At 50.6% G+C, this 12783-nt stretch carries 10 protein-coding genes and 1 pseudogene; 2 read left to right on the top strand and 9 right to left on the bottom strand.

Annotation, left to right across the window (positions count from 1 at the left end):
- The first annotated feature begins 126 nt into the window (after nt 1–126).
- A complete protein-coding gene (locus AC1S52_RS09295; protein ID WP_482028710.1) occupies nt 127–1545 on the top strand; it encodes a hypothetical protein in 1419 nt (472 codons plus the stop codon).
- Nucleotides 1546–1615: 70 nt separating this feature from the next.
- Here the strand turns inward: AC1S52_RS09295 and AC1S52_RS09290 are convergent, their stop codons facing one another.
- From AC1S52_RS09290 to AC1S52_RS09275, 4 genes and pseudogenes are all read right to left on the bottom strand, one after another.
- Entirely contained in the window at nt 1616–2881 is a 1266-nt protein-coding gene (locus tag AC1S52_RS09290; RefSeq protein ID WP_482028709.1) for a metallophosphoesterase family protein, read from the bottom strand.
- Between the two features lie 174 nt (nt 2882–3055).
- Nucleotides 3056–4420 (bottom strand): annotated as a pseudogene (locus AC1S52_RS09285) (TrkH family potassium uptake protein); the annotation flags it as partial.
- Between the two features lie 353 nt (nt 4421–4773).
- Nucleotides 4774–6687, bottom strand: coding sequence for an alpha-amylase family glycosyl hydrolase (locus AC1S52_RS09280; RefSeq protein WP_482028708.1), 1914 nt, complete (start codon nt 6685–6687; stop codon nt 4774–4776).
- Nucleotides 6688–7098: 411 nt separating this feature from the next.
- A complete protein-coding gene (locus AC1S52_RS09275; protein ID WP_482028707.1) occupies nt 7099–7461 on the bottom strand; it encodes a hypothetical protein in 363 nt (120 codons plus the stop codon).
- Nucleotides 7462–7849: 388 nt separating this feature from the next.
- Here AC1S52_RS09275 and AC1S52_RS09270 point away from each other — a divergent pair, with 388 nt between their 5' ends.
- The gene (locus tag AC1S52_RS09270) at nt 7850–8080 is read left to right on the top strand and encodes a hypothetical protein (RefSeq protein WP_482028706.1); all 231 of its coding nucleotides are present in this window, start codon (nt 7850–7852) and stop codon (nt 8078–8080) included.
- 118 nt (nt 8081–8198) lie between these two features.
- Here AC1S52_RS09270 and AC1S52_RS09265 read toward each other — a convergent pair whose 3' ends face one another.
- From AC1S52_RS09265 to AC1S52_RS09245, 5 genes are all read right to left on the bottom strand, one after another.
- Nucleotides 8199–9080 (bottom strand): ABC transporter permease, encoded by an 882-nt coding sequence (locus AC1S52_RS09265; protein WP_482028705.1) that lies wholly within the window; start codon nt 9078–9080, stop codon nt 8199–8201.
- 54 nt (nt 9081–9134) lie between these two features.
- The gene (locus AC1S52_RS09260; RefSeq protein ID WP_482028704.1) at nt 9135–10154 is read right to left on the bottom strand and encodes an ABC transporter ATP-binding protein; all 1020 of its coding nucleotides are present in this window, start codon (nt 10152–10154) and stop codon (nt 9135–9137) included.
- Nucleotides 10155–10414: 260 nt separating this feature from the next.
- Nucleotides 10415–10546 (bottom strand): hypothetical protein, encoded by a 132-nt coding sequence (locus AC1S52_RS09255; protein WP_482028703.1) that lies wholly within the window; start codon nt 10544–10546, stop codon nt 10415–10417.
- Nucleotides 10547–10578: 32 nt separating this feature from the next.
- Nucleotides 10579–11577: a heme o synthase gene (locus AC1S52_RS09250; protein ID WP_482028702.1), complete on the bottom strand. Its 999-nt coding sequence runs from the start codon at nt 11575–11577 to the stop codon at nt 10579–10581.
- 35 nt (nt 11578–11612) lie between these two features.
- Entirely contained in the window at nt 11613–12593 is a 981-nt protein-coding gene (locus AC1S52_RS09245) for a COX15/CtaA family protein (RefSeq protein WP_482028701.1), read from the bottom strand.
- Nucleotides 12594–12783: the final 190 nt, after the last annotated feature.

The following is a 12783-nucleotide window of genomic DNA, read 5'->3' as shown; positions in this document are numbered from 1 at the left end:
CTTAACCCCGTTAATGGCATAAGCTATCCAAACAGATAGCTAGATTGAAGGGTTTACTTTTCTTAACTTCATCAAATCTTTTAGATTAGGCAATCAGGCTGGTTCAGTAATTCCACGGTTTTTGCTTTGCGGATTCGTTCTACCCCTTTACCTCCTGAATTTCGTTGTTTGGCACGCTTTGGTCTCTGGCAGTACCTATTAGCGTGGATAAGTTTAATTTTATGCGGTCCAGTGGGGGCGACTCCTGCCTGGGTTCCGGCTTCACTTTCTGAGCCTGAACCGCCCCTGGAAGGTCAGATCTCGGTTCAACCCCCTGAAACTAAGCAATCTTCGCCTCAGCCACCGCCTCAACCCCTAGACATTCACCTGGGACTGGGTAGCTCGGCTCAACCAATTCCAGTCCAGGTGCAGGCAAGGTCAACAGTTATATCTCAACCAGATAGCTTTAAGTCTCATTTGGTTCGCCCTACCCACGCCTTTAGCGCAGAGACGCTCTTGACCCCACCCCCTGGCTTACCACTTCCCGTCACCTTTCGCCACCTTGACAGCTTGCAGCCTGATTCCAAGCTTGATCCGCTCTCCTTTCCCATCAGCAATACCAATCTCGTAAGTTCGGCTGAAGACCCAGATCTGGGTGTACTCAAACTGCAATCAACTCCCAGTGGTTCTCAACCCGTCAATGCGCCTCAAAATCAGGATTTGCCGGATTCCTCTGACCAGCAAACCCCGCAAAGCCAGGGTCTTTGTCCAGATGGCAGTGTCCGAGATACAGACATTGGCTGTATCTACCTTGTACCTGCGTCGCCAACCCCATCTCGCCAGCCCACGGTCTATCTCATAGCAAGGTTTGATTACTTTAGAAGCACTAATATCTACTCGGCGATCGACCCCATTGATGACGGGTTAGCCAGACCAGGACTGACGCTTTATGCAGCGCCCCGTTTGGGACCATCCACTTTTCTGACCGCTTCTGTAACCGGCAACCTCGTCCGTTACAACACACAAACCCAAATTAACTACAACGAGCTGCTGTTTGAAGCCAGTATTTTCCAGGTATTGTCTCCTACGATGTTTGGCAGACTAGGCTGGGCGAATCAGCGGCTCCACATTGCCAGCGATGACATTTTTGGGTTGCCCAGGGGGAGTCGGTTTCTGGATGAACACGCAATCCGGTTTGAACTAAGCCGCCGCGATCAGATCACAAGTCGCCTCTACCTCAACACCTTTTACCAACTACGGGTAGGTTTTGCCAATCCTAAAGATCGATCGCGGACGATCAATTCATTCATTGCCTCTTTAAACTATGACCTCCAGCCTAATCTGCAAATTGGGCTGGACTATCAATTTGCCTTGATTACATTCACCCAGCAATCGAGAGAAGATCAGTTTCAACAGGTTGGTGCCCATCTGGCATACACCGTGTTCCGCAATACCCAGCTTTATCTGTTTGCTGGGTACAGCTTTGGGCGATCGAACGCTCCCCTGATTGATTTTAACGGGTTTGTTTTTGGCATCAGCCTCAGCACGAGTTTGGGGTTGTTTTAGGGATCAGGTGTCAGGTGTCAGGTGTCAGGTGCCAGGTGTCAGCTTCACCCATTACTAACCTTTCCCTGGGTTATTCAGGTTCCATTGTCAAAAGATTCCGGGCAACTTGATAGAGGATTTCTTCTGATTGCCCCTGAAGCTGTCGATCTTTCAAGTCAATCAATCCCTGTGCCAATTCCACTGCCCGTTTTTTGTAGGTGTTATTGGCTGCCAGGAGATCGGTAAATACTTCTTGCTCAACCTGAAGCCGACTGGCTTCCTCTGCAATGGGGGAGGCATAGGCAACGGCATCGACGTTGTATTTCAGCAGAAAGATTAATGCTCCACTGATCTGTTTCAACTGCTGTTGGAGTTTGCGGGTATCCAGTTCCAGGCGATCGAACCCAACCTGACCCTCAATCCGCAGTTCCACCATCGGAGCCTGGTCGGGGTTAATCTTGCCTGACTGAATTGCCTGCTGAACGGTAGTGATAGCCATCTCCTCCAGAGCTTCTGCACTTTCTTGCCCCTGGGCAGTGACCCTTAAACGGGCGATCGCCCGCTGGTCATAATCCTGCTTTAGAGTAGCCTGAATGCCGGATGGCTCCAGATCAACGAGGTAAACTCCTCGCTCAAACTGGCTTTCTTCGATATTGTTTGCCTCCAGGGAGCCAGGATTAAAAACCCAGCCTTCCACAGCGTAGTTTTTGTGAATATGCCCCAGTGCCAGATAATCAATTCCGACCTCCTTGAGCGGCAGCAGATCCGTATAGCGAAGCGCCCCCTGATAGCGGGCAATCTGCCCTTCCAGCCCGTGGTGAAACATCATAACGGAATGTTGGGGAGCGGCAGGAAGTTGCTGAATCGCAGTAGCCAGCGCGGCGATCGCCCTGGGAGCAGAAGCCCCATACCAGTAGGAACCCAACACGCGCACCCCACAGTCCAGATCAATATACCCACCCCGTTTCGTTTCTGGATTCCAGGGTTCATAGATCACCTCACCAGTGGCTGCATTGTCGGGTTCCAGCAGAATCAACAGTTCCCAATCGGACAGGTAGCGGAGCCAGCTTGTTTTGGTTCCGTAGGGTCGATTATCGTGATTACCTTCAATTGCCAGCACTGGAATCCCGGCTTGCTTCAGTTCTCGCAGGCAAAGCTGCGCCTGGTTCAACACATTGGGTTGAATAGAACGATGCTCAAATAAATCTCCCGCAATCAAAACAAAGTCAACCTGGGGGGCGATCGCAAACTTTTCTAACGCATCGCGAAAGGCATGGTAGAAATCCAGCGATCGCTCTTTATTGTCGTAGCGATCAAACCCAAGATGAATATCTGCCAGATGAAGAAAGCGTGGCATAGATCAAATGTTCGATTTTAGATTCAGTGTAGTAGTCAAGAACTCAAGTTTGGTAAATGATTTGGGTGTCAGGTTTTGACGTGAGCGCTCAGCCGAATGGTGTCAGGGTTCAGTAGGCTAATTCTCAACTCAAAACTCTCAACTCAAAATTCCTTTCCCTCCCCCTTCTCTTCGTCATCCCACCAGCAGGTTCTCCTCTGGATAATGAACAAAGCTGGGTTTCGGATCGCCTATAAGGGCAGCCATCAGCAGCAGCACCCCTACCCGCCCAATATACATGGTGGCAATCAGAACTAGTTTGGCAAAGGTGCTCAGCCCCGCTGTAATGCCGGTTGAAAGCCCGACTGTAGCAAAGGCAGACACCACTTCAAACAGAAGCTGAATAAAGTTGACATCTGGGTCGGTGAGAGAGATCAGGGTGGTCATAATAATTAAGGTGCCAAACGACCCCACAACAACCGCCATCGCTTTCAAGATCAGGTTGATGGGGACCTGCCGCCCGTAGAGCGTCACCTCTTCTCTGCCACGCAAAATCGCTTTGGTGCAACTGGTCATTACTCTTAGCGTTGTGGTTTTGATCCCCCCTGCGGTTCCGCCCGGACTGCCACCGATAAACATAAACGCAACGGTCAAAAACAACCCAGCAGTGGTCATACTGCCAATGTCAACGGTGTTAAATCCAGCCGTTCTGGTGGTTGCAGACTGAAACCAGGCTGCCATTAGCTGGGTGGAAAAGTCTACTGAGCCGAACGTATTGGGGTTACGCAGTTCGACCAGCAGAAAGGCGATCGTTCCCAGGATAAGCAGGGTCAGTGTGGTACTGACTGCCACCTTAAAGTTGAGGGATAAAATAATCTGTTCAGGTCTTCTCCTAAATCGTGCACACAGCCAGAGATACAGCTCAAAAATAGTTTCATACCCAATCCCACCAAAGATAATCAACCCTGGAATGACCAGGTTAATCAGTAACGAAGACTGAAACCCCATTAAGTTGTCTGAAAATAGACTAAAACCAGCATTATTAAAGGCGCTAACACTGTGAAAAATGGAGAGCCACAGGCTGCGATCGATCCCGTATCGAGGACTAAACTCTGTCATCAGCAGAAATGCCCCAGTAATCTCAAAGATCATCGTGGTAGCGATGATCGACCGAATCACCTGGGCGGCTCCATGAATGCCGGTGCGATCGAGTGCCTGTTGCAAAGCAACTTTATCCCGTAAGCCAAACTTACGCCCAACCACCAAAAACAGAAAGGTGGTTGCCGTCATATAACCCAGACCACCAATCTGAATCAGTGCCAGGATGACCAATTGCCCAAAGGGTGAAAAGTAGGTACCCGTATCTACGACAATATGACCCGTGACACACACGGCTGAGGTTGCTGTAAACAGTGCAACGATCACGTTCTCCCAACTCCAGATACCACTACTGGTAGCAAAAGGGAGGAGGAGGAGGAGGGTGCCGATGGCAATGACGGCTAGAAATCCCAGGCAAATGGTTCGAGAAACGGTCATGGAGGGGGTGGGAAGTTTTGAGTTGAGAGTTTTGAGTTGAGAGTTTTGAGTTAAATTGCATCCAACTTGAAACCTGGTGTTTCTCTGATGCCCTCATCCCCCAGCCCTCTTCTCTCCAGGGAGAAGGGGAGTTAGATTTAAAGCCTTCGGCATACAAGAAGTGAGGGTCAAACCTACGGTTCTTAACATGGCTTGAGATTTAAGGGTTTTAAGTTTAGGAGTTTTGCGTGATAGCTATAGCAATTCCCATTTGTGTATACGGTCAAATTGCTGATTCAGTAAGGGGCTTTGGTATTAATTAGTACCGCACTCGTCTGAGAATCGCTATATTCATTGCTTCATTTTTCACTCTAAATGGCTACCTTGCCTCCCTGCCCCTAGGCTGCCCAGGTATCTCTCCATTTGACAAGTCCTTCTTCTGCCACGAGCCAGCGGCGACAGACGAGATTTTCGCGCAGGGGAATGTGGGTATCGTGACCTTCGGCATCTTTGTAGACGATCGCATACTTATAGGCGATCGCCTTACCTGCACTTTCGTTAAACGGAATTTCACCAAACCAGGTATTGGAGTTGATGTATTCCAGCGGGTAAGCGTTATCGATATTCCAATTGCCTAACTCAGGGCAGTCTCCGGTGACTACGACGGCTTCCCCAGGTTGGGTTGCCAAGCCGTTGAGCTGCACTCTTACAATCGCTTGCTCCCTAACCCGCTCCTCGACATGGCTGAGAATGATAGCTTCCTTGGCACCCAGTTCTAGATTATAAATTTTGCCGTCTTTGACTTCAAACTTGCGGCGACTGAGGACACAGGTATGTTCGCGATCGGGGAGTTCGGTGTCTACCTGCTCTAAAGTTACGGTTTCTCCCCGGTTAAGTGCCACAAAGCAGCGAGAACCCCGGTAACGACGGACATAGCAGTAAATATCGGGAGTTAGATACTTTTGCCACTGACTGCCCAGAGACACGGCTGGATTGAGGCGGCGCAGCCCAGACAATAACCGAATATCTTGATAAAGGGGAGTATCGGTGTCCCAGGTTTCCATCATTGGGCGGTTATAGGGATCGTTGTTGCCATAGATGTTGGCATCCCCGTTAGTGTCGTCATGGAGGTATTGCTCTGTTCCATAAAAGAGACAGGGAATCCCGCGTGTGGTCATCAGCATATTGACGGCAATCCGCAGCAGATCAGGATCGGGGTTAATCGTCTGGAAGCGATGCATGTCATGGTTGTCGATGAAAGTCACCAACTCCGTTGCACCATCGTAGCGGTAATCTTTGTCCAGTACATCCTGAACCAGGTGAAACCCTCCTTCATCCATTGTTCCCAGCGCTTGCCGAACTGCCATACATAGCCCAAAGTCGAGCAGGGTCATGCCAGAGTTGTTGGCAAAGTTGACGGAGCGATCATCATCTGGGCTGTTGTAAATCCATTCACCAAACGTAAAGATGTCAGGTTTATGGGTCTGGATATCGGCGTTAAATTCTTGCCAGAACCAGATGGGCATGTGTTTTACTGTATCGACCCGCAGGGCATCGACACCGCGATCGAGCCAGAGCTTGATGGCGGTTTTAATGTATTCCCGGTAATCGGGATTACTTTCATTGAAGCTTGCCAAGCCCGCCAACTCACAGTTTTGCACCTGCCATTCATCTTCCCAGTCGATCACATCGCCGTAGTGGTGGTACCAGTGATTGACATCTTCGTTGAAGTCGGCAATTAGCTTGCCGTCATCGTAGAGTTGCCCTTTCAAACCGCCTGCATCTGGACTGCTGTGGTTACAGACAATATCCAGAATCAGCTTCATGCCGCGATCATGGAGAGCCGCAATTAAGCGGTCAAAAACCGTTTCCTTTTCCTGAAACAGGGAAGGATTTTCATCTTTACCGATGTAGCGAGGATTGATTCGCTTGAAGTCTTTTGCCCAATAGCCATGAATTGCTGCGTATTTCTCAAACACGAGCTGCTCCACCTGCTCAAACAACGGTGTGAGCCAGATTGCAGTCACGCCCAAATCCTTCAAATAGTCGAGTTTGTCAATAACTCCTTGCAGATCACCACCCCAATACTTCCACCAGTCCTCATGGGTGGGGTCGTAGAGTTCAGCGTTGAAGCCGCTGTTGTTGCTAGGGTCGCCATCATAAAAGCGGTCTACGACAATGAAATAAATGGTTTCCTGACGAAATTCGATATCGCGAGTGAACAGAAACTCAAACTCGCTGGTCGGCTCTGCCTTTTCAACCGCAACAGCGGTTCCTGTAGCAAGGGGTGTAACGGGGAGTTGCGGCTCCATAAAGTGGGGATCCTGCTGATTGTCTGTCAGGATTCTATATCGAACTGCCCATGAAATTGAGCCTTACACCCAGTAATTGATTACATCAGAACCGAGTAATGGATATTCCTGGGGTTTTCAAGCGAGTGTCAGGTTTCGCCACAAACTTTCGACCTGAGCACTCAAGCGTTTGACTGAGATTACGTCGAAGTCCCAAGGGTGCTCAGTCGAACGACATCAGATGTCCTAACTAATAAATATGTTCATACTTAACCTCCGATGGTCACCAACTCGTCTTTGCCCATCTAGGAGTTTTCGCCATTCGAGGAGTTTTGCCAGTCAATTAGGGTTATTTCTCGATAAAAAATAACCCCGGTGTATGGTGGGTAAATCTGGATCTGCTTAACCAGCGAAGCACTATACCGCAGACAACTAATTAGTAGGGGTAGCCGAATCAGGGATAGGAGTGTGGGCTGGATCTGTCACGGATGGATTACTGAGACGCTGTTGCCGCAGTTTGAGAAATTCTTGGGCGGCAGTGTCCAAATTTTCTTGCTGTCCTTCGTTGAATTCTTCAAAGCTACGTCCCTGACCCTGAATTGCCCGATGGATAATGTCCATCATGCCGCCGCTCTGATTGCCACCCCGGTTCGAGAAGATGTCGCTCCGTTCTGCACTTTGCGGGTTGTCAAAGGGTTGAGCAGGTGTAGTTTGGGCAAAGGCAGGTGCCGTATTACTAGCCGCTAAACCTGTAAATGCCAGAAGACCCAGAACTATCAATCTTTGTTTTTTCATGAATGACAGGGAAGGTTGGAACATTTTCTTAAAACTCCTCTAGCCCAATTTACGAGACATCTAGCAAGACTACGGGGCTTTCCTTAACAAAGACGCAGTTTTCTGCAACTTTGCTCCTGAATTAATCACCGTACATTCTAGCATTGCCTCTATTTTGTACTGGAGACTTTTGCTGAGAAATCATTTTCGTAAAAACAACTCAGTCAGTATACTGATTTGAAAGCCTATCTCACAAACTTTCTGGATTTAATGGCTGAGCTTTGGCAGTGAAGGCGTTTTCGATAGGCTTTAAAGCTGACCGGCTGGAGTTTCTGTTTCGTCAAGCGATGTCCGATTGCGGGCAGGGGAATCTTTTTGATTTCTGTAGCACTTACGTTACAAATTGATTATGCATTCATCCAACTCGGTTAAGTGGGAAACTTCTGGCTCAGAAAAGCTGGTTCCAGAGATGTTAATTACTAGCTATGAAATGGCAGTGTTGTCCACACTGTTTGAGCAAGGAGACTCAGGCAAAGTCACTGACCTGGCTCAACAGTGGGGCTATCAGCAGGATTTTCTGCACGCTGTTTGGCAGCAAATTCATGCCAGGATAGGCGATCGCCCATCCAAGGGTACTTAAGAGATTTCTGTAAAAGAAAATACCAACATCGGACAGGATGGGTTAGCGTAGCGTAACCCATCCTACGAGGTGGGGGTAAATTCTTACCTGGAAATCTCCTTAGTAAACGAGGACAGCTTCAGGTTAGGGCACGTCGCAGCCTCGGTTGAATGCTGAGTAGAATAACCGCCGCAAAGCTAAACAGAACTAACAGAGCGCCTCCCAGGGTCACCTCGCCCCAGGGTGCCCGCATCACGATACTACTTAAAGACCAGTCATCGTGGAGGTAGATATAACGAATCGGTTCGATCGCGTAACTGAGGGGATTTAACGTAGCGACCCATTGCAGCCATTTGGGCATAAAGGACAGGGGAACCAGTGCTGTGCTGGCAAACAGCAGCGGCAGATTAGTCACAAAAATCACTGCAATCAACTCAATGTGACCGGGCAAGGAAAAAGCAAGCCCCAGACTGAGGGCAGTCACTCCGACCACCAGCATCAGCACAATCAGCGCTACCAGTCCCAGCCCCAAGGCATCGGGTAACCCCGCTCCTAAAACCGCACTCATGGCGATGATCGCCGCGGTCTGAACCAAACTCATCACCGTAATAAAAATCGCAGATGCCGCCACAATCGAATAGCGCGACGACAGGGGCGCGACTAGCAGCCGATTAAGGAAGCCAAACTCCCGGTCAAACATTACCGGCAGTCCGGCATTCAACGCGCCCCCAAAAGCGGTAAAGACAATGACTCCCGCCCCCAAAAACTGTCCATAGTTTACCTGGTCCCCAAACAGTCCTTGAGGTGCGTTCTGGAACAACGCCCCAAACAAAACGAGCCACATCAGCGGCTGAATGATACCTGCAATGAGAGTTGAAGGTCGTCGCTGAAGCTGAATAAACAGACGCCGGGTAAGGGCAAGGGTTTCCTGAAGAAAATCGCTGAATGGGCTGGAGGAAGACGGGTTTTGAGGAACGGTCACTTTTCCATTGAGAGTTGGCGGTGTTATTGTGCTACTCATCGATGCTCTCACAATCCTCCCAATCTAGGGTTTATAACCTGTAAGCTAATCCGGCTATCTCATGTTTTTCTTCCGCTCTGCCTTCTCGTCCCGACTACCAGAGGCAGCGATTTCGGCATCCAACAGCGTGCGTCCAGTCGCTGCCAGGTAAACATCATCTAAGCTGGGGCGCGACTGGGCAATGCCAAAGGTCGGCATGCCTGCTTCCTGGAGGACTTTCTGCACGGTCAGCAGGGCATCGCTGTGGGGAGAGACAACCAGGTTAAGCGAGTTGCCCTGGGCACCATTGATAATGACCTCCTGAACCGTCGGCACCTTCTGGAGCAACGCTCTGGCTTTTTCGGCTTCATCCAGGGGCGCAAACTCACGGATACGCAGGGTAATGCGATCGCCCCCCACCTTATCCTTCAACTCAGAAGGCTGACCGCAAGCAATCACGACTCCCTGGTCAATAATGGCGACCCGGTCTGCCAGGGCATCCACTTCTTCCAGATAGTGACTGGTCAGCAGCACCGTTGTCCCCTGTTCTCGCAGGCTGCGTAAAAAGTCCCAGACTGCCATCCGGCTCTCAATGTCTAACCCAACGGTCGGTTCGTCCAGTACCAGGACGTCGGGCTGATGTAACAACCCGGCTGCCAGGTCGAGGCGCTTTTTCAAGCCACCTGAATAGGTGCCCGTTTTTTGATCGGCATAGTTCTGTAAGCCCAGAAGACTGAGAACGCTGTCAATTTGGTCTGAGCTAATCGAGCGGGGCAAATGATAGAGCGCCGCTTGCAGTTGCAGCAGTTCTCGTCCAGTCAGCACTTTGTCTAAAGCGACCTCCTGGGCAACATAGCCCAGACGTTGCCTTGCCAGTTTAGGATGATCAATCACTGAGATGCCGGAAACCTCAATTTTCCCAGCATCTGGCTCCGCCAGCGTGCAGAGGCAGCGGAGGGTTGTGGTCTTACCGGCACCGTTGGGTCCCAGCAGACCAAAGATTTCTCCCGGTTCAATTTGGAATGAAACGTCCTTGACAGCTTCGACAGCGCCGTAGCCCTTTTGCAGCTTTTCAATCAAAACAGCAGGAGCCATAGATACTCCCTATCAAAATCGATACAAATCTCAACCTTCATTGTAGCGGGGCGATCGCATTCACGACTCTAGATCGATCCCTTTCCTTTGTAGTTGTGCCTGTAGTGCTTGTAGTGCCTGCTCTGCTTTCTCCGCCCGCTGGCGTTGCCGTTCTGCTAGTTCTTCTGGAGATTGAGAAACCCATCGGGCACCAGGGGGGGCACTTCAGGTGCATAGTAAATGCCCATGTCAATCCCAATAAACCAATCCTGACGATCTGCTCAGGCGATCGCCAGGATGGCTTCTAGCAAATTGGGGATCAGGTTTTGTAACTCGTTATCCACAGGCGTGTCATCCGAATCGGGCAACTCTGCTGCCGAGGGAAGACAATGGCGTGGGTCATAGTGCAGCATGGGTGATTTGCCTGAGAAGCTCTGGCTGAATCTTAGCGAATTCCAGCGGGAGCGATCGCAGTAACCGTGTGAACCCAGGTCTGCCAGTGACTGGCAATCAGATTTGTGAACTGGTGGGTCAGCGGCAGGCTGTCTAATGCCATGCCAGCACATAGCATCATCAGGTAAAGGATGGAGTACTTGAAGACAGAACGTGCCACATGAAGGTCGGAGGGCGCTTGCATCAACTGCCATGCTTTTTTGACAAAGATGCCACCCAGCAACAGGGCGATCGCAGCGTAAATTGCTCCCATCACATTCAGGGGGTAGACCAGCAGCAGCGTTACCGGAATCAGCGCCAGGGTGTAGTAAAAAATCTGGCGTGCGGTGGATTCGGTTCCCTCAACTACAGGCAGCATGGGTACTCCCACCTTGGCATAGTCCTCCCGGATCATCACTGCCAATGCCCAGAAGTGGGGGGGTGTCCAGAGAAAGATGATGGCAAATAGTACCCAGGCAGCCCAACTGAGATCACCAGTCACCGCTGCCCAACCAACCAGGGGTGGAATTGCCCCCGCCGCTCCACCAATCACAATGTTTTGCGTGCTGTGGCGCTTTAGCCAGTGGGTGTAAACCAGAACGTAAACCACAATCCCGGACATCGCAAGGCAGGCACTCAGTAGATTTGCAAACACCGCCAGCAGCGAAAAGGAAAGGAGCGTGAGAGCGATCGCAAACAGCAGGGCATCCCGTGGCTGCACCCGTCCCGAAGGTAAAGGACGGTGGCGGGTGCGCTCCATAATGTAGTCAATGTCGCGATCGTAGAGGCAGTTAATGGTATTGGCTGCCCCCGCTGCACAGGCTCCACTGATCAGCGTCACCAGCAGCAGCACGGGGTTGACCTGCCCTTCTGCGGCTATCCACATCCCCCCTGCCGTTGTAATCAGCAACAAGAGAATGATGCGGGGCTTAGTCAGTTGCCAGTAGCTTTGAATGACTTGAAAAAGGTTTTCATGGTGGCGGGAAAAACCCGCTAAGGATGTTTCTTGCATTCGCTCGTTTCCTACAAACAAAGGTAATAGAACCGTTAAGCAGGCTGGCTTTCAGCACTGTGATCCTGGAGAGATGATGAGTCCAGGGCTTGAGGGGTAGCTTTTGTGCTTAAAGCAGGGGCGGGCAAATCGCGCCACGCCAGGACCGTGAAGGCAACCAAAGTCCCTAGCAGTATGGCTCCCATCGCATGGTGTCCAACGGTTAAAGGCTCGACCTGGAGCCGCAGCTTAAACGTGGCAATGCCCAGAACAATCTGAAGCACCACCAACCCACCAGCCAGATTGGCTAACCGGCGCAGGTGAGGATGAAGGGCCGGCGTTCGCCATGCCATGACAACCAGTCCCAGGGTTGCCAGGGTAGCTGGAAGCACTCCCACGATATGGCTGTTCATCACCCGGCAGAGAGTAGAGGTACTCAAGCATTGATGTAATGCCCATTGGGAGGCGACCAATGCCCCTAGGATGCTCTGGATATAGACGAAAACCGCTGCCGCCAGACCCACCCAGCGAAGTTTGCTGGCATTTCCGGTTCCCTGGTAGGGCAGCAGAGCGCATCCAATCGACAGCAATGTAATGAAGAACAGAAAGCCGACTGCCAGGTGAGCGGTGACAATATCAAACCGCAGCAGCTCCGTGACAGTCAACCCGCCCAGAACTCCTTGAAAAACAATCAGTCCTAATGCCAGGACGGATGCCCAGGGAAGCCAACCGGGAACCGATCGCCGGTACCACCAGGTCATCGCTACCAGAGCGATCGCAAACAACCCCATGGAGGAAGCTGCCAGACGATGAAACCACTCTAAAAAGACTTGCAGGTTCATTTGCTGCCTGGGATAAAGCACCCCGTAGCAGAGGGGCCAATCGGGGCAGGCAAGCCCAGCATTCATGACGCGAGTGGCACTCCCAATTGCCAACAGAATCAGAGTTTCGCCTGTCATCCCAAACACAAGGTTCCGAATTTGTTTTTGGGGGCGGGAGGTTTCATCGGTCGATGGATGAAAAAATATATCCGTCATTCAAAAAAACCTTCAAAAAACAAACATCAAACTTCAACCAATCCTGAGTCCTGACTCACCACAATGCAATCCATTGATCAACTTATCTTGATCCTAGCTATTACTTTAATGACAGTGCCATTGGAAGCTACTTCCTTTAGGAATTTCTTTGGATTAGGCGTTATCCGCAGTATCATACTTTGCATAAATT

The sequence above is a fragment of the Kovacikia sp. CALU 1929 genome, assembly GCF_056784235.1.
This window is presented reverse-complemented; position numbering and strand designations above follow the sequence as displayed.